General features: G+C 42.8%; 25 protein-coding genes. All 25 read left to right on the plus strand.

Translation table 11 applies throughout. The features are described 5' to 3' along the window. Positions 1–2: 2 nt before the first annotated feature. The 25 genes from CRO25_RS21820 to CRO25_RS21935 all read left to right on the plus strand — a co-directional run bounded on the left by CRO25_RS21820 (position 3) and on the right by CRO25_RS21935 (position 17,758). Positions 3–851 carry an adenylyl-sulfate kinase gene (locus CRO25_RS21820; RefSeq protein WP_079696445.1) on the plus strand — a complete coding sequence of 283 codons (849 nt, stop codon included), beginning with the start codon at positions 3–5 and terminating at the stop codon, positions 849–851. 102 nt (positions 852–953) lie between these two features. After that, on the plus strand, positions 954–1,520 hold the full coding sequence (locus CRO25_RS21825; protein ID WP_079696446.1) for a histidine phosphatase family protein: 567 nt from the start codon (positions 954–956) through the stop codon (positions 1,518–1,520). Positions 1,521–1,623: 103 nt separating this feature from the next. After that, positions 1,624–2,136, plus strand: coding sequence for a nucleoside deaminase (locus CRO25_RS21830; RefSeq protein WP_079696447.1), 513 nt, complete (start codon positions 1,624–1,626; stop codon positions 2,134–2,136). Beyond that, positions 2,133–2,510, plus strand: a complete 378-nt coding sequence (locus CRO25_RS21835; protein WP_079696448.1) for a hypothetical protein — start codon at positions 2,133–2,135, stop codon at positions 2,508–2,510. Before CRO25_RS21830 ends, CRO25_RS21835 begins: the two co-directional genes overlap by 4 nt. Before the next feature lie 33 nt (positions 2,511–2,543). Beyond that, the gene (locus CRO25_RS21840) at positions 2,544–3,182 is read left to right on the plus strand and encodes a Type 1 glutamine amidotransferase-like domain-containing protein (RefSeq protein WP_079696449.1); all 639 of its coding nucleotides are present in this window, start codon (positions 2,544–2,546) and stop codon (positions 3,180–3,182) included. 18 nt (positions 3,183–3,200) lie between these two features. Continuing rightward, positions 3,201–4,094 (plus strand): PhzF family phenazine biosynthesis protein, encoded by an 894-nt coding sequence (locus tag CRO25_RS21845; RefSeq protein ID WP_079696450.1) that lies wholly within the window; start codon positions 3,201–3,203, stop codon positions 4,092–4,094. Positions 4,095–4,120: 26 nt separating this feature from the next. Then, positions 4,121–4,912, plus strand: coding sequence for an aminoglycoside adenylyltransferase domain-containing protein (locus CRO25_RS21850; protein ID WP_079696451.1), 792 nt, complete (start codon positions 4,121–4,123; stop codon positions 4,910–4,912). 81 nt (positions 4,913–4,993) lie between these two features. Further along, entirely contained in the window at positions 4,994–5,428 is a 435-nt protein-coding gene (locus tag CRO25_RS21855; RefSeq protein ID WP_079696452.1) for a cytidine deaminase, read from the plus strand. 18 nt (positions 5,429–5,446) lie between these two features. Beyond that, complete coding sequence (locus CRO25_RS21860; protein ID WP_064639655.1) at positions 5,447–5,902, plus strand: GNAT family N-acetyltransferase; 456 nt, start codon at positions 5,447–5,449, stop codon at positions 5,900–5,902. Continuing rightward, positions 5,886–6,884: a phosphotransferase gene (locus CRO25_RS21865; protein WP_179132233.1), complete on the plus strand. Its 999-nt coding sequence runs from the start codon at positions 5,886–5,888 to the stop codon at positions 6,882–6,884. Before CRO25_RS21860 ends, CRO25_RS21865 begins: the two co-directional genes overlap by 17 nt. Before the next feature lie 165 nt (positions 6,885–7,049). Beyond that, positions 7,050–7,217 carry a hypothetical protein gene (locus tag CRO25_RS34180; RefSeq protein WP_306291823.1) on the plus strand — a complete coding sequence of 56 codons (168 nt, stop codon included), beginning with the start codon at positions 7,050–7,052 and terminating at the stop codon, positions 7,215–7,217. Positions 7,218–7,255: 38 nt separating this feature from the next. Continuing rightward, on the plus strand, positions 7,256–7,855 hold the full coding sequence (locus CRO25_RS21870) for an inositol monophosphatase (protein ID WP_306291826.1): 600 nt from the start codon (positions 7,256–7,258) through the stop codon (positions 7,853–7,855). After that, positions 7,855–8,706: a GNAT family N-acetyltransferase gene (locus CRO25_RS21875; protein ID WP_079696454.1), complete on the plus strand. Its 852-nt coding sequence runs from the start codon at positions 7,855–7,857 to the stop codon at positions 8,704–8,706. The genes CRO25_RS21870 and CRO25_RS21875 overlap by 1 nt, the downstream gene beginning before the upstream one ends. A 36-nt stretch (positions 8,707–8,742) precedes the next feature. After that, positions 8,743–9,339: an HD family hydrolase gene (locus CRO25_RS21880; RefSeq protein ID WP_079696455.1), complete on the plus strand. Its 597-nt coding sequence runs from the start codon at positions 8,743–8,745 to the stop codon at positions 9,337–9,339. Between the two features lie 43 nt (positions 9,340–9,382). Next, complete coding sequence (locus CRO25_RS21885; protein WP_079696456.1) at positions 9,383–9,832, plus strand: NUDIX hydrolase; 450 nt, start codon at positions 9,383–9,385, stop codon at positions 9,830–9,832. Between the two features lie 20 nt (positions 9,833–9,852). After that, the gene (locus CRO25_RS21890) at positions 9,853–10,185 is read left to right on the plus strand and encodes an HIT domain-containing protein (protein ID WP_079696457.1); all 333 of its coding nucleotides are present in this window, start codon (positions 9,853–9,855) and stop codon (positions 10,183–10,185) included. A gap of 489 nt (positions 10,186–10,674) precedes the next feature. Then, on the plus strand, positions 10,675–11,451 hold the full coding sequence (locus CRO25_RS21895; protein ID WP_079696458.1) for a hypothetical protein: 777 nt from the start codon (positions 10,675–10,677) through the stop codon (positions 11,449–11,451). Positions 11,452–11,653: 202 nt separating this feature from the next. Further along, the gene (locus CRO25_RS21900; protein WP_143806577.1) at positions 11,654–12,076 is read left to right on the plus strand and encodes a hypothetical protein; all 423 of its coding nucleotides are present in this window, start codon (positions 11,654–11,656) and stop codon (positions 12,074–12,076) included. 295 nt (positions 12,077–12,371) lie between these two features. Then, the gene (locus tag CRO25_RS21905; RefSeq protein ID WP_079696460.1) at positions 12,372–12,938 is read left to right on the plus strand and encodes a GNAT family N-acetyltransferase; all 567 of its coding nucleotides are present in this window, start codon (positions 12,372–12,374) and stop codon (positions 12,936–12,938) included. Positions 12,939–13,042: 104 nt separating this feature from the next. Continuing rightward, the gene (locus CRO25_RS21910) at positions 13,043–13,540 is read left to right on the plus strand and encodes a PH domain-containing protein (RefSeq protein ID WP_064639637.1); all 498 of its coding nucleotides are present in this window, start codon (positions 13,043–13,045) and stop codon (positions 13,538–13,540) included. Then, positions 13,537–15,072, plus strand: a complete 1,536-nt coding sequence (locus CRO25_RS21915) for a PH domain-containing protein (protein WP_079696461.1) — start codon at positions 13,537–13,539, stop codon at positions 15,070–15,072. Before CRO25_RS21910 ends, CRO25_RS21915 begins: the two co-directional genes overlap by 4 nt. Positions 15,073–15,169: 97 nt before the next feature. Next, positions 15,170–15,949, plus strand: coding sequence for a Cof-type HAD-IIB family hydrolase (locus CRO25_RS21920; protein WP_079696462.1), 780 nt, complete (start codon positions 15,170–15,172; stop codon positions 15,947–15,949). Between the two features lie 103 nt (positions 15,950–16,052). After that, a complete protein-coding gene (locus tag CRO25_RS21925; protein ID WP_094030628.1) occupies positions 16,053–16,223 on the plus strand; it encodes a YHYH domain-containing protein in 171 nt (56 codons plus the stop codon). 287 nt (positions 16,224–16,510) lie between these two features. Beyond that, complete coding sequence (locus CRO25_RS21930; protein ID WP_072734116.1) at positions 16,511–17,173, plus strand: HAD family hydrolase; 663 nt, start codon at positions 16,511–16,513, stop codon at positions 17,171–17,173. Positions 17,174–17,239: 66 nt separating this feature from the next. Continuing rightward, complete coding sequence (locus CRO25_RS21935) at positions 17,240–17,758, plus strand: NUDIX domain-containing protein (protein WP_231952621.1); 519 nt, start codon at positions 17,240–17,242, stop codon at positions 17,756–17,758. Positions 17,759–17,872 lie beyond the last annotated feature (114 nt).

Consider the following 17,872-nt stretch of genomic DNA (forward strand, 5'->3'; position numbering starts at 1 on the left):
TCATGACAAAACAATTGATACTTATTGAGGGATTACCGGGTTCAGGAAAGTCGACGATTGCCAAGATGGTTTCCGAGATTCTGACTGAGCATGGCAAAAAGGTGCAACTCATCCAGGAAGGGAATCTGGATCACCCTGCTGATTATGATGGTGTGGCCTTTTATTCTGCGGAAGAGTTCAGATCTTTGGTGGATGCTCAGGAGACGTGTAAACATATATTGGAGAGCAGAGCAACAGCCTATCAAGAGGGTTTTCTGATTCCTTATCGCAAAATGAAAGAGGAATTCGGAGTGGATTTCCCCGATCATGTGGTGCAGGAGATATTTAGCAAAGATATTTACGAACTACCTTTTGAACAAAATGTGAAGCTGATCACCGAAAAATGGCGGAGTTTTACCGAAAGCGTGATAAGTGCGGATGATGATTCCATCACCATATTCGAATGTTGTTTCATTCAAAATCCACTGACCATAGGTATGGTGAAAACCAATCAATCCAGAGAAGAAAACGTGCAATATGTTTTGGAATTGGAGCGCATCGTTCAACTATTAAATCCGCTATTAATTTATGTACATCAGCAGGATCTTGCGCACACCTTTGACAAGGCAATCCAGGAAAGACCCAAGGAATGGTCAGATGGATTCATACAATACTACACAAATCAAGGATGGGGACTCGCGAAAGGATATCACGGTGTTGAGGGCACGGTGAAGGTTCTTCAGGCAAGAAAAGAGTTGGAGACCGAGATTTATCAGTTACTGAAGATGGACAAACACTGGCTGGACAATTCGGAATATAACCGGGCTGCTTGTCAGGAGGAACTGGTGAAGATCCTGAAAGTTTCACTTTGAGATACTAAAGTACAAGTACAAGATTTCTTAGCACGGCAATACAATACATAACGGAGGTTTATTTTTATGTTATTTCTTGAGGCAACGAAATAGGAGGAGCTTATGGATATCACATTTATTCGTCATGGTCACGCTGAACATTTGCTTCATTATCCTCATCAGCTAAACCAGTTGCATCCGGGACTTACTGAACAAGGAAAGAGGCAGGCAACTGAATTACGAAAGCAGATTAAATTCTTACCGGAAGACATCGTTTTGGTGAGTCCTACGAAACGAACGATAGAAACGGCATTCCTCTTAACATCAAGCGATAAACTGACAGTCTGTCCACTCGTTGGCCCGAGAATGTTCCCTCAAAACCCGGAGTTCCCCGTTCTGCGCTGTGATCAGATCTATTCGAAAGACGAATTAAATGCTCAGTATACGGGGCTGCGAATTCTTGATTTTGAACTTGATTGCTGGTTGGATGGGATTAATCGAACGGAAGAACATCTATTTGAGGCTTATGCTGGACAGCTAATTCAATGGTGCAGAGAGCAGAGCGGAAGAACTTTTATCATTTCACATGATGGTACGATAACAAATTATAGAGCTTTTCTTGGAGAGCAGGGGTTAACCCGAAGTGACTTTCTAGGCGAAGCGGGTCATTACACGATTAGAGATCTGTAATAGAGAAGAGGGGACATTGGACATGAACCCTTTTCTCGGAATAGTTTGAAGAACCAAGACTTTATTTTGTAAGCGGTCAATACTACACTAAGGGGGATTTTCCGTGAGATTATCGGATTATGAATATTTAGTTTTGGCTCTGGAAGAGGCAGATCAGGCGCTAATAGAAGGAACCTATCCGATTGGAGCGATAATTGTGGATATGGATGGGGATGTAGTGAGTAAAGGAAGAAACCGAGTCTTCTCTGAATGTGATCCCACCGCACACGCTGAAGTCGATGCTATCCGTCAGGCAGGGCAACATTTGCTGGATGTAAGTAAGAAGCGATACACGAAGAATGACCTGACCCTCTACTCCACCTGTGAACCTTGTCCCATGTGTTCAGGCACTATATTAATGTCGGGAATCAAGAAGATTGTATGGGCAGCGGATGATGAAGGGTATGGCGGGCTTAGACGTTTTAAGGAGGGCCCTCATTTTATCCATCTGTTCGACACACTATCCTGTGTTGCAGCGCCATATCTTGATTTGGAAAATAGACAGCGGGCATTGCTTGCCCAATGGAATATTGGTAGAGGATTGCTTAATACAGAGTGGGAGACTCCCAAACAATGAAATCCGTTCCGATCTCCATTTTACTAGCCAGTGTCATTTTGGGAGTATCGTTCATAGTTGGCTGCCTGTTGCTATCAAATCAGGGGAGAGCTAGTGAATCGACTCAGGCAGTGGAACAGGATGTGCCGAACAATAATAAAACATTAATGACGATCCAAGAAACGGCGGAGTATCTGAGTATGACTAAAGAACAGGTGATGGACATTATTAAGGCCGAACAAGGAAGTTTCTCGGCATCGGGTTTCTTTGAAGGAAAAATGTTTCCTTTCATCAAGGTTCAAGATCAATTTTTGGTTAGTAGAATCGAGTTGGAATTGTGGGCTCAAGATGCATCTTCAAGTCATAGAAGATATATTAATGGACAGATGTATTAAGTAATCTGGAGATTAAGAAAGGGAGAAATTCAGATGACCAAGCTGGTTTTGTTAAGTGACTTATATTTCGAATCTAACCACGAACTAAATCAGAGGATATTGAGCTTGTTCATCTCTGACCAGCCTTCCATTGGTTATGTACCTTCGTGTTCCGACCCGGGACGGAAATATTTCGAGCATACGAGACGTTACTATAATCAACTGGGAATCAAATCAATTGATTATTATGATCTAGACCTAGAATACGAGGGAAATAGATTCAATACGATTTTTGAAACCGACGCGATTCATTTATCTGGAGGGAATACATTTTATTTTCTAAGTTTATTGCAGAAGAGAAATGCAATGGGATTGTTGCGTTCCTATGTGAACAAGGGCGGCATTCTGATTGGAGTTAGCGCAGGCAGTATTCTAACTACACCAACGATTGAAATGGCCGGATATGGTAAAGATGCAGACGAGAACCATGTTGGATTAATGGACAAGCAGGCTCTGGCGCTCGTTGATTTTGAATTTTCACCGCACTGGGATGGAACGGAAGAAGCTTTGGATTCATTAAGAGATTACGTGCGAGACAACTCTACAACAATCTATGCTTGCAAAGATGGTGGCGGGATCGTTATCGATGGTGAAGTGGTAGAGTCCTATGGCGATGTACGTTGTATAAACTGAAAATAAGGTGGGTTTACAATGAATGAAATCACTGTATATCATTATGATGCTTTTTCGACGGTTCCTGGTAAAGGAAATCCGGCTGGAGTCGTCTTTCATGCCGATTCGCTCAGTGAGGAAGTGATGCAACAGATTGCGCATAAAGTTGGCTTTAATGAAACGGTCTTCGTGATAAGTTCCGAGGTAGCAGATGTTAGATTACGATATTTCACACCGGGTCATGAGATTAATCTGTGTGGCCATGCAACAATGGCATCCATGTATGGGTTAAAGACTAGAGGGCTACTGGAGGATAAACAGTCGATTACCATTGAGACTAATGTAGGCATATTGCCGATTCAGTTCCAGCAGGATGGCGATACGATCAACATTGAGATGAAGCAGGATCAACCCCGTTTCATGCCATTCCAAGGTGACATAGAGAAGCTGGCAAAATCCATTAATCTAACCACGGATGATCTTGATCTATCCACACCCATCGTCTATGGAAGTACAGGCGCCTGGACTTTGTTGATACCGATTCGTAAACTGACTTCTTTCCAACAAATGAAACCGGATTCTTCTCTATTTCCTGAGATATTAGTGGAAAATCCGAAAGCTTCTTTGCATCCCTTTACTCTGGAAACCCGCGATTCAGATGCTCTAATGCATGCCAGACATTTTTCCTCGTCTTTTTCGGGTACTATGGAAGATCCGGTTACGGGAACAGCATCCGGTGTGATGGGTGCCTATTATTTGGAGTATATGAATGCTGAGACGGATCAGGCTCATTTTGTTGTGGAGCAAGGGCATGAAGTTGGTAGAGCTGGGAAAGTTCATGTTAGGGTGGTCAGAAATGGACAGGACATGGATGTGAGAATACGAGGAACGGCTGTTTTTGTGGAGGCAATGAAAGTGGAGTTGGATACGTAACAACGTAAATAAAGGAGTGGATTTAGGTGGATGAACAGGCGGTACTACATACAGTTACCCATTTGTTAAAAGAAGAATGTTCGGATTCCCTGGTGGGAATTTATTTGCACGGGTCCATGGCTATGGGGTGCTTCCATCCCAATCAAAGCGATATCGATATACTGGTGGTATGCCGGGAGCAGCTGTCTGCTGATACCTATCGAAGGATTGCGAAGAGATTGATGCAGACAGAAGATGAAATGCATATTGTCACAGGATTTGAACTTAGTATTATTTTGGAGTCTACGGTTGCGAAACTGACATTTCCGACTCCATTTGAGTTTCATTACTCTGGGTATCACCGGGAAAAGTATAGAAATGATGATCAATATCTTTGCGGTGGATACGAAGATCCGGATCTGGTAGCACACCTGGCCGTTATTGTTGACCGTGGAATTGTGCTTGTCGGCAAACCGATTAAGGAGTTATTCCAGCCCGTAAAACGTGAATATATGTTGGCCTCTATTACATCTGACGTTGGTTCAGCTATGGAAGAAATAACGGAGAATCCTGTCTACTATGTTTTGAACCTATCACGGGTTCTATTGTATGTGAAAGATTCAGTAATATACTCCAAGCGAGAAGCAGGCGAGTGGGCACTCATTCATATTTTACCGAAGTACAAAGAAGTCATCTCACAATGTCTGGCAAAGTATAACGTAGAGCTGGATAGCGTTAATCTAAGTGATGATTTACTTCTGGATTATGCCAAGTACATGTTGGATGAAATAAAAGGTTTGTCGGAGTCTGGTTTGGAGCATGGACGTGGAAAGCGATGAAGGACAAGGTTGAGTAGAGCAAAGCTTAAAGGGTAGGTGCGATACCGCACAATAAAGGATCTATCAATAAAAGGAGACATCATGATGACCATAACGACAGAGGATCTGGAACTGATTGAAGCAGCAAAGAACGTAATTTCGCGTTTGTATCAGGAGGGCAAGCATCACGTTGGGGCAGCAGTACGAACTCGATCTGGAAAAATATTTACGGCGGTACATCTGGAAGCCTATATCGGTCGTGCCTCGGTATGTGCGGAAGCCATTGCCATTGGTAAAGCAATTTCGGAAGGGGAACATGAATTCGAAACGATCGTCGCCGTAAGACATCCCGAAGTTGATCCTAATGATGTACCGAACGGAGCAGAACTCCAGTTAGACGTGGTATCTCCTTGTGGTATTTGCAGAGAACTGATTAGTGATTATGGGAAGGACACACAGGTCATCTTGCAGGGAGAAGAGGGTTATTCTAAAACAACGATTGGGCAGCTATTACCACAAAAATATACAAGAACATAATAAGGAAGGTAGACTGTGATGTTTGAGATAGTTGATATTCGGCAAAAGCCGGACATGCTGCAGACAGCTGTACAATACTTTTGGAAGCAGTGGGGCTCGGAATCAAGTTATCATTTTTACCGGGATTGCATTGAGCGTTCCGTGGAAACCGAGAGTGATGTACCCCGATTTTATGTACTGTTGGATGGGGACAGGATTGTTGGAGGATATGCTCTGTTAAGGAGTGATTTGAATAGCCGCCAGGATCTGTTCCCGTGGTTTGCGTGCCTTCATGTTGATCCAGAATACCGAGGCAAGAACCTTGGTGGGCAACTACAGAATCATGCGATCAATGAGGTGAAGACGAAGGGTTACGACAAGCTGTATTTATGTACGGATTTGACGGACTATTATGAAAAAAATAACTGGGCGTATATCGGTAAAGGATATTTGCTCGATGATGAAGAGACTCGGATCTATGAACATCAAATTTGATGAAGTTCTTCAACATTATTTCTGTGAAGCGAAGTATGTCTTGAAAGCCGTCCCATTTGGACTGACCAATACAACCCAAGTCCTTGAAATGAATAGGCAGAAGTATATCGTTCGAATCTATAATAAGTACATGAAAACGATCGATAGTATTGAGCTCGAAACTCAAGTGACGACATTTCTTGATGGCAGACATTTATCGTTTCAGGTACCTGTCTTTCTTCATACTTTATCTGGAGAGAATTTCGTCGTTTTAAACGATGGGTCTCTTGCAGCTATTACTAATTTTATAGAGGGCTCTATACCTCCTTTGTCTGATCTGAAAAAAGCTAAACATTTTGGTAGATTGGTGGGAACGTTCTCTTCTGAGATGAGTAAGCTTCAAACCAAAAAAGACGGCTATCATGGGATATCATTTAGCAAAATATATGATATTCATCCTTTAGCTAATCGTCAGTCAATTAAGACTTTTTTTGAAAATACACCTCTTGAATTATCAGATGAAATGTACTCTTTTTACCAAAGGATGATTACTGATGTGGAGACATCCAACCTTTCTTTGGAAGTGCTGCTGAGTCAACTCGTTCATCATGATTTGTTGATATATAATTTGCTCTCTCTTGACGATGAGATCATAGGCGTACTGGATTTTGATTTTATGGGGATGGATGTTGCGTTCATGGAATTGGCGATTAGCTTCAATCATATGATTCAGGAATCCGAAGGTGCATTGGATATGATTGAGGCTTTTCTTCAAGGGTATTCAACTGAACGTAAACACTCCACTCTGGAAATCAATTACTTACCGTTACTTACCCAAATCTATTTTATAGCGGTGCTTCATTTTTATATTGGTCAGCATTATGCGGGAGTGACGATTGAGCAAAACTTTAACTTTATGCTTAATCAATTTGAGCGGAATATAAACTGGCTACATAAGCATGATTTAAAAATTCAAGAATTGTTTCATAGATACTTGGTCTGATTCAATAACGATTACTATGAGTCAGAGACTGAGGATATCCTTAGGGATCAACTTATACCCAATAAGAATGAAAAACATATGCTCTAGCAGATCACCCGATGTACAGACGAATGCCAAAAGAGCTTTGTCCAGAATGCGAAAATACAGATCAAGTAACCGAACGGAGTGATATTCATCGAACAAACCATTCGTTTAGCCCAAGCGATTGCCGAGAGAGTCATTGGAAGAGCCGGAAAAGTTGCCAAAGATCATTTTGATCAGATCACCTGCGCAGAGGAGAAGGGCAACTTTGGCGACGTAGTTACTGAAGAGATCATGAAGCAGAGCGGATAATATGTGATGAAATTAGCATTCGTTTTCCCGATCATGAGATCCATAGTGAAGAGCGGGGGCATAACGGACAGAAGAGTGACTGGCTGTGGATGATTGATCCATTAGACGGAACAAACAACTTTGCCGTTGGACTACCGATATTTTCCGTTTCCATTACATTAATGTATCGTTCAGAACCCGTTCTCGGGGTTATTTATGATCCTCTGGTGGATCGTTTGTTTGTGGCATCACGTGGGAATGGAGCAAGTTGTAATCTGAACCCCATGAAAGTTCAAAAGAAAGAGCAGATTCATAAAGGGACCATTGGCTGGATCCAGGGGCATCAGGTGCAAAATGAGGAGAAGGCTGTACGGCTACGTCAACATCTGGATGTTCGTTTCAAACGAATGATGCGATTATGGGCTCCAACCATACAGTGGTGCATGTTAGCAAAGGGGGATATTGACGGTATTGTGCTCTACAATTCGGAAGGAGACGATTTGTATTCAGGTATATTAATGGCGAAAGAAGCAGGTGCCATTGTTATGGATTTTGAAGGTATTCCCTTTGAAGGCATGAATTCAGAGCCATATCTGATTGCCTGTCATCCGGATCATCGTGAGTATTTCCTGAGTGTCGTTTGGGAGGGAATGAACTGATGATTAGCGAGCTTAATAAGCATGAATTCTGTAAGTTGAGGCATTTCACGGACTTATACAGAAATATTGAGGTGAAGGCCGTGGTATCTGGGTTGAATCCTGGCCGAATCTACGTTGATGATGCAGCGAATATCACAGCAGCGTTAATTTGGGTGAAGGGACAAAACGGTTTTCAGTTGGTCGGAGACGCTCGAAGTGAATCCTTCCTGAACGAATTGGAAGAGTTCATGAAAGAACATATAGAACCTGAGTTATTAAGATTAAATATCCACACAGTCGAGGTAGGTGTGGCGGATGAAAGCTGGGAAGATGTGCTTCATCATATGGCCGCGAATAAAGAGCTCTATAGCGATATTCAGCATGTATTCACATTGGATTCAGACCAAGGAATGACTGAACATCTAAGTCATCCGGGTAGTCATGAAGGGTATGCTTCTCAGAATGAGGTGGTCAGGCTTCTTGAATTAGACGAGGCATTACTGAAAGCTGGGAAGTTCAACAATCTATCTTTTCTGAAGGACAAAGTCTCACGCTTTTGGGATAACATGGATGAGTTCTTGGAACATGGCTTCGGATACATTGCAATACACGGCGAGGATATCGCGAGTGTTTGCTTTTCGGCGTTTATATCAGATCAGTGGCATGCAATTGATATTGAAACTATCGAAGCCTACAAGAGAAGGAATTACGGTGCACGGGTAGCGCGAGCATTTGTAGAAGAATGCAGGATTAAAGGTATTCATCCGTACTGGGACTGTTCCCCAGATAATGCGGGTTCAATCCGATTGGCAGAGGGTGTGGGTATGTCACTGAACTTTAATTACAGAGTTTACTGGTACAATCTCTCTTGATGGATTTGGAAAAAGTACTGGAAGGAGAATGAACTGATGAACGAATCATTACAGGAGCAGATTCAATTTCTAATTGAGGTTGATAAACTGAAAACGATTGAACGAAAAACGAGAATCATCCATGGCGACAGACTCGAAAATGATGCAGAGCATTCCTGGCATCTGGCGATGATGGCCTTTATTTTGCAGAGCCATTCCAACAAGGAGGTGGATATTCTCAAAGTCATTAAGATGCTTCTTGTTCATGACCTCGTTGAGATCGATGCCGGAGATACATTTGCCTACGATACGGTAGGACATGCGGATAAATATGACCGAGAGATCAAGGCTGCGCATCGACTATTTGGGATTTTACCTGAGGAACAAGCCGAAGAACTGTTGAACCTATGGCTGGAGTTTGAGGCAAAGGAGACCAACGAAGCGCAGTTTGCCTCGTCGATGGATCGGTTGCAGCCGTTGATCCACAATCATCAGAATGAGGGAGATACGTGGCAGAAATACAATATTACAAGTGAACAGGTGTTAAATAGAAATCGTGAGATTGAGAACGGTTCCAAAACATTGTGGACGTACGCACAGCAGATTATCCAAAATTCCGTAGACAAGGGAATCTTGAATAAATCCGAGTCTTAGAGACACGTTGAACTTATCTGATTACGGACGGGGGAAAATCTTTATGGGATATATCATGGAGTTGAGAAAGCTGGTGGGTTCACGCCCTCTAATCATGGCTGGTTCATGTGTGTTGGTCTTCAATGAGCAGGGCCATCTGCTGTTGCAAAGACGTACAGATAGCCTGGATTGGGGAACCCTTGGCGGATCATTGGAACCGGGAGAATCTTTGGAGGAAGCTGCTGCCCGTGAATTATATGAGGAAGCCGGACTGAGAGCGGGTGCCTATAAACTCATTACCGTTTTCTCTGGTCAGGACATGTATTACAAGTATCCGCATGGAGATGAAGTATATAATGTCATGGCTGTCTATGAGGCTACTGAAATTCAGGGCGAACCAACGGTCATGGATGATGAAGGACTGGAACTGCGTTATTTTGATCTGACTATGCCCATTCCAGAGATTAACCCGTTCACGGAATATGTGCTGAAAAAAGCGGGATATATTAACTAAGTAGTGAAAGGGGATCGTGTATGACACAGGATTTTTATTGTGGTGAAGTGCTTAGTGGTAATACCAAAGTAAATATCGTTATGGAAACAGACAAGGTGCTGGCTTATCATCATACCCGACCATACTACAAGCATCATATTGTTGTTATACCAAAGATCCATATCCAATCGTTCATTTCACAGGAAGAAGCTAATAATGATGAACTATTACTGGAGATCATGCGCGTTATCAAAAAGGTTGCTGCGGAAATGGTTGTCCAGACGGGTTCTTCCAAAATCGTAACTAACCTGGGCACTTACCAGGATTCGAAGCATCAACACTGGCATGTGGTAAGCGGTGAACGTATCCAATAAAATAAGTCTTAAGTAGAGTCTTCCTGCCGGATGTTCGGGGGAAGACTTTTTGAATTTAATGATTAGAATTCACTCTATCAAGAATGAGGAATTTGATTGGAGAAAGTAAATGGAGGTAAAATATGCTAAAATAGTTTGGTGAATTAATAAATTGAACTATTTATCAATCATGATGATCATATGAATTATGAATTCAGTACGTTGATAAAAAAGGAGGAATTGTGATGAGCTTTTCATTCATTTCAACATTCGCAGTTTTATTTAACTTGGTGTTATTCGGTTTGGGTGTATATGCCCTCATTTTATTTATCAATCTTGCTAAACGCGGAATTCAGGCTTTGGACATTTATCTATATGAGAAACGAGGAGAACGGTTCTAAGCTGTAGAAATTTCACTCAACAATAGAATTATCATTTTTCTCTCAGTGTTTTATTGTTGCTCTATTGATATGATTAACTCATCATTCAACTAAAGAGAGGGTAAATGACATGGATACTTTTTTAGAGCAAATCAACGAATTGCAGGAGCTTCAAAAAGATTTGGTCAGTATACATCCTTTATTCGCAGACTATTATCCCGTGGTTGTGGCATTTGAAACTTTATTATATATCTATGATTATTCGTCCAAGACGCAGCAATATGAATGGGCGAAAACCGTCCCAGATGACCTGAACATTCCCGAAGGATGCCTTGCAGCATTTCCGGTGCACCACATGGGTGGGCGGATGTGCGCAGTGGTGACGGATGCGGCGTTCCAAAATTTTGAGCAGAAAGTCTATCTCTTTCATGAGTTTGTCCATTGTTACGTATATGAGCAGTATACCGACATGGGTGACCGTCTTGAGATCAAACGTAAGATGGAGCAAATCAAACGTGTAACATGGGAACTGGATTATGAGTTTCCTTATGACAATGAGATGGTTGTCCAGCGGATTACTTCGCTGCTGTCAGCCTTGAAGAGTAAGGATCTCTTGCAAGTGAAAGAGGCGAGAGTAGCCCTGTTCAGCTCTTTGAGTGAAGAACAAGGGGAGTACTTCAACTGGCTGGAATGGAACGAAGGTTACGCGCGCTATCTGGAGAATCGAATACGGGAGAAATTTGGACTGGAAATCAATCATATGGGGGACTCAGCCCCGTTTAATCGTCTTGTTTTCTATGAGTGCGGGTCGGAATACATAAGCCTGCTCGTTAACGAACAGCCGGATCTTCATACGGATTTGGAGCAGTTATTTGTGAGGATACAAACAGAGCGAGTACAGGCTTAAACACCGAGTATAGTTCCCAAATACATTACGGACATAAAGATAAGTGCTTTCGTGGCCGATACCGCCCAGCGTTTAAAAGTACTGCTCCAAGGATGGGACACCGAGCTGCAGCATGTCAGCATAAGCATCTAGAGCTAAATACAGATGATTGCTTAGAGAGTGAGTACTGTGTGTTTAGTCGAGCCCGGAGGTATATATGCTAATGAAAAAAGCAGGGATTCTCTTAGGTCTCTTCGTAGTGCTACTAGCAGGCTGCAATCCTTCAAATGGAACTAATTCTAATCCGAAAGAAGTGCTACCTTCACTCATTACATTAACCTGCAATCCCAACTTCACGATTGAAGCGTGTGAAGATGTGGAATTCAAAGATCCGGTTGAGATTGGAATCGTAATTGAGGCTATAAACAAAGCGGAGCGCATAGCGGGAAGTCTTGATTATAGCGTGGAGTACAAGATGAACTTAACAGATGCAGATGGCTCCTTAACGAAGTATGATTTTTCCATAGGCAAAGATCCCAAGCAGTCAGCCCTTCTGGTTAACCATGAGGATACCCACGTAGGATACAGCATACCCATAGAGGATGCAAACCGAGTGAGGAAACTGATTCAAAGTCATACGGACTGACACAGAAGATTACAGGTTACCTTCGGTAAGTCAGTTTACTATATAGGTTCAACAAAAAATTACACGATAACGGAGAGGACAGAAAAAACCTAAAGAAGCGAAGCTAAAAGCTTTCTGAAAGAAAGCTGCATCGGAAGCATCAGCTTCGCCTTTATCCCCGGATTTTACCCTTTGAAAATAGGAATCCAAAAAATCTGGGGATAACAGCGATCGGATGGTTGTTCTGTCATCGGAGTGGCAAGTGTAAATATTCTTTGGTTTAATTTATATACTATTGAAACGGAGAGACGGTCATATGAGTCACCTGATTACCATTCAACCTTTAACAGCATCGGATATGGAGGGTGCCTGGCGGGTATTCGAGACATCCATAACGAATGCATTTACACAGGAAGGGCTGGGTTCCCTGCACGAAGACATACGCGATGAAATTGAACACAAAAAAGCGATGCTTTACTTAGCTTTGCATCCTGACAACAAACAGGAATCGAATGTTTTCTTCTTGCTGGCCAAAAGGGAAGATACCGTTGTAGGCACTATTTCGTATGGACCTTGCGGCGAGGAGATTCAAGAATGCACCGACCACCAACTGAACTACGTAGGGGAATTGGGTAGTCTCTACGTTCTGCCAGAGGTTCAGGGTCGGGGAATTGGCTCTGCTCTCATTCATGCCTTGGCTACTGAACTTCAGAGACGTGAGATTACGCAATTTTGCCTGGATAGTGGATACCGGATAGCCCAGAAGAAATGGCAGCGGAAGTTTGGAGAACCCTATGCCGTGGCAAAGAACTACTGGGGTGAAGGCACGGACCATATGGTGTGGTTATGTAATGTGAAGGATTTTGCTGCAATAAATGACTAAGAGATGACGACCTGTACTGAACAGGGGTCATCTCTTTTACTAAGTCAATCTTTCTGCATCGATAGAGGACTATTCTTCGTACAGTAAGAAAAAGGAGTGAAGATATGCAGTACATACAGAGTACACCCGAGCAACGTTTATCGCCGGATGCCATAACCATATGGAGAATCAGTGCGATTATATCGAACGGAATAGGGTTGATTGTGCTTGCAGCACTGCTGATTCTGGATTCCGTCTTTGGATGGAGGGCGTGGATTGGTTGGTTGCTGTGGGGAGTGACTGCCATATCAGTGCTGTATGCGGTGTGGGAGGTTTTTATCCGGCCTTCATTGTTATACAAGCATTGGTATTACGATGCGAATGAGGAGTTCTTGCAATTGAAACACGGCGCTTTGAAAAAGGTACATCAGATCGTTCCCATGGCCAAAGTACAATCCGTCACGACGAACCAAGGTCCTCTTTTGAGAAAATATGGCCTATATTCTGTATCGATTGGCACGATGGGTTCATCTCATACGATCCCGGCGTTGCCAGAAGAAGTGGCACTTGAACTGCGTAACCAGATTGCGTCCTATGCAAGGATTAATGAGGTGGATGAATGAACGAGATGAAAAGACAACACCCGTTAGCCATGCTCTGGAGTTTGTGGAAACTGGTGAAAAATTCTTTTGCATTTATCGTTTTTTTATTTATTCTCCGTCATGGCTCGGCGTCCACGTGGATCATGTATGGCAGAATCGTCTTTTATGTGGCTATCGCGTTTAGTGTGATAAGCATCATCTGGAGTTGGTTTACGCTACGTTATACCGCAGATGATAAGGCTTTTCAGATCTACAGTGGGGTGTTTAATCGCACAAGAAGAACGATACCCTATACCAAAATTCAGAACGTGAACCGGCATACGTCGTTGTTTCATCGTTTGTTCCGAGTCACATCCATTCGTTTTGAGACGGGTATCAAGGGAGAAGATTCTACTTTTCAGTTGCAAGTCGTTTCACTTACGGAATCGGATAGGCTTGAAAAGGTTGTAGCAGGGCATATATCGGAAGCGAATGTCGTCAGTGATGCTGTAGAGCCAAATGAAGAACACGTGACACCACTTGAATACGTAACACTGGAAGAAGATATTCAACTACCTGTAAAAGAAGAGCTTGAACGGATTGTCCATTACAAGTCCACCCGAAAAGATATATTCAAAGCTTCGTTTACGTCACTTAGCTTTCTGGTACTTATTCCGATTCTGGGATCGCTCTATTCGTCGGTGAAAGATTTCTTTCCCGATGAAAAAGTGACGGAGAGCATCCTATTAACGTGGCTGGATACATGGTGGATTACCGCATTGATCATCACAGGACTTATTGCTGTTTCCATTATGCTAGGTATTGTCAGAACCTTTGTGAAGTATGGTGATTTCCAAATCTCCTCTGATCGCAAACGTATCTACATTACGAAGGGTATGTTGGAACAGACCGCATTTTCGATCCTGAAAGAACGAGTCCAGGCGGTGAAAATCACGCAGTCTCCGATGAAAAGACTGCTAGGATTGGCAGAAGTGGAACTTACGACAGCAGGTGGTGTGGGAGAATCCGACCAGGAAGTTAACTCACTCTATCCTTTTCTGCCTGTGAAGCAAGCTTACGATATGATCTCGGAGATTTTGCCATCTTATCAGATTACGCAGGAGATGCAAAAGCTTCCACGAAAATCGTTATGGCTGCGCATGCTGAAACCAAGCTGGGTGTGGATTATTGTAACGGGGTTACTGTTTTATTTCAAACCAGTAATTCTGGGACAGAATCAGGCGTGGTGGATGATTTCCGCTATTCTCTTACTGTGGATTGTCATATGCAGAATAACTGATTTTCTCCATACACGATACGTACTGAATCAGAACTTTATCCAGTTGCGAACCGGTGCATTAACCTCAACACTATACATCTCCAAGCGAGAGAAAGTCATTGAGGTACAGATCACCCGGAATCTGCTGCAACGCTGGTTTGGAGTTGCTTCGATTCAAACCGTGAATCGTGCCAAACCTGTTCTGCATCATACGTTAAACGATATTCCGCTTGAAGCCGTAGAGGCGTTTCAGCTGTGGTATATGGAGCGGAGCCAGAACGTCCAGACCCGTTAATGTAAAGGCAAGTGCAGGAAGACTACTAAGTTAACTGTGCACTTGCCTTTTGTATTGAAGGTGGATGCTCAATTGATATAACTTAGGAGGTGTTCCTTTGATTAAAATCGTATTTATGGACGTGGACGGTACGTTACTCAGTGAGAAGGATCGAAGTCTCTCTCCAAGTACAGAGGATTCCATTCGACAATTGGTTCGTAGGGGCATACAGGTCGTGCTGGTCACTGGCAGACCGTACAATTTATGCAGAGATTTCAGGAAACTCGGGATTGATACCATGATTTCGGCTAACGGGGCATTGATCAAGAGCGGTGAAGAAGTGATACATAAATCGGTGCTTTCTGAACGAATGGTTAAAGAATTCAGTGAATTTTCCGAGCTGAACGGCAGCAGTATTTCTTATTTTACAGAGTCATTCGAAATGAATGGTTTATGCCCAACGGATGTACGTGTCACCGATGCATTGAGAGATACGCTTGGTCTGATGGAGTACCCCTTGAGCATCAGTTCTTTGGAACAGGAAGTGTATTGCATTTGCTTATATGCCGATCAAGACGAAGTGGAGAAATTCCAATCCAGATTCCCTGCATTAAAATTCGTGAGGTTTCATCCTTACGTGTCTAACGTACTGGAAGAGAACGAAGTATCCAAATCGATAGCGGCAGGAAAAGTGCTCGCCCACCTGAAAATATCGAAAGAGGAAGCAATGGCTTTTGGCGATGGTGAAAATGATATTGATTTGCTAGAGTACGTGGGTCTTGGCATTGCGATGGGAAACGGAGGAGAACGCGTCAAACAAAGTGCCGACTATGTCACGCTGCGAGCAAGTGAGGATGGCATCACACATGCGTTGAGGAAGTTTGAAATCATAGAATAAGCAAATTTTGGAGTAATAAGGATATCCTAATTATGGGTTTTCATGTAGAATGATGGAGGATGAATTAAGCCCTAAAGCATAGGGTGTGATCGAAGGGTGACTTATGAAAAAGGTTGTCATTGTAATCTTGTCTTTTGTCGTACTTATTGGTGTATCTTCTTCAGCTTATGCCCATCCAGGTAGACTGGACAAAAATGGTGGACATAATTGTTCCGCGAAATCCAAACAAAAGGGCCTTTGCACAGGCTACCATTATCACAAAAAGAAGAAATGAAATTGAGTTTTACAAGCTAAACCCAGCCCTGGTCTAATCTATGGTTGGGTTTGCATGTTTATAATTCATGGTAGTCGCAGCTAACAGAATACAATAAACATTACGTTAGAGGTGAGTAGTATTATGGGGTTTATTGGGATCATTTGTGTAATTATTATGACGGTCACACTCATCAGCATAGAAAGTAATACGAAACGCTTAATTCAAGAGCAGGCCGAAACCAATCGGAAACTGGAGCAACTATTAAGGAAAGAACGTTTTTAAGACCAGACAGGAGGAGTATGACGATGGATCATATTAAAGCAATTATTTTTGATCTAGACAATACAATTCTCAACAGAACAAGTACCTTTGAAGGCTTCAGCCAGAGCTTGATCAACACTTATTTTGCCCATCTTGAGACTACGGATGATATTTTTAAACGAATTATTGAGCTGGATGAGGATGGTTACAAGGACAAGGATGTCTTGTTCAACGAGCTGCTCCATGAATTACCATGGGCTGAGAATCCGCCTCACGCGGAGCTCATGGAGTTCTATGGCAGAGAGTATGTGAGAAGTGCTGTTCTGATGGAGCAGGCGCGAGAAGTGGTTCAGCATCTAAGAGGAAAATATAAAACAGGTTTAATCACCAATGGTAAAACTGAGATTCAGTACGGCAAAATCGATCAACTCGGAATCCGGGATGATTTTGATCATATTATCGTTTCAGAAGAGGCTGGGGTCAAAAAGCCCGATCCTCGTATTTTCAAATTGGCATTGGATCATTTCAACCTCTCTCCCGAGCAGTGTATCTACATTGGAGATCATCCCGTCAATGATGTTGAAGGAGCGGCAAAAGTAGGCTTGAGCACGATCTGGATGAAGGTTAATCAGCCTTGGCAGGACAGCATTACAACCAAACCATTGCATGCTATTGAGCATCTTGGTGAATTAAAAGGCCTGCTCTAAGGGGAGATCGTCAGATTAGATTCAAACAACACAACATTACATAACAGAACAGTGAGGGAGGTGCACATGGAGATCAGACAAATGGCTACGGCATTTTTGAGTAATGGCAACGACATGTTAATGATGAAGAAGGCAGGCAGCAGGCTGTTTGATTTTGAGTTCTGGGGTGGTATTGGCGGGCATCTGGAGCACGGCGAGCTTAATTCACCAATGACCGCCAGTTACCGGGAGATTGAAGAAGAGACGGGGTTCAAGCAAGCGGAAATTGAAAATTTCCGTCTTCGATATGTTTTGATGCAGTATAGCGACGGTGAAGTTCGGCAGCAGTTTGTATATTTTGGTGAGACGACACATCGAGCCTTTATTCCATCAGATGAAGGGGATTTATTTTGGATTCCTTTGGATGAACTGCTGGATTTACATACATCCATTCTGATTAAAGCTGCGATCCGGCACTTTTTGCAGAATCAGGAGACCGACGAGATATGGATCGGGAATGTCCTGAATGGAGAAGGGGCAACGGCTAAACCAAGGGTAGAATGGAGTATTATGCAAGATACGATATCCTTTGAACCCGTTGTGTAATGTTAGACGTCTTGACCGGGAAAGGGACATATCTCTGATCGAAAAAGCTATACGTTTAACGTCTGTAGGCGACTGTTATAAAGAGCGAGGATATTAACCATCCCCGCTCTTTTT

The sequence above is a fragment of the Paenibacillus sp. RU5M genome, assembly GCF_900221055.1.
Lineage (GTDB): Bacteria > Bacillota > Bacilli > Paenibacillales > Paenibacillaceae > Paenibacillus > Paenibacillus marchantiae.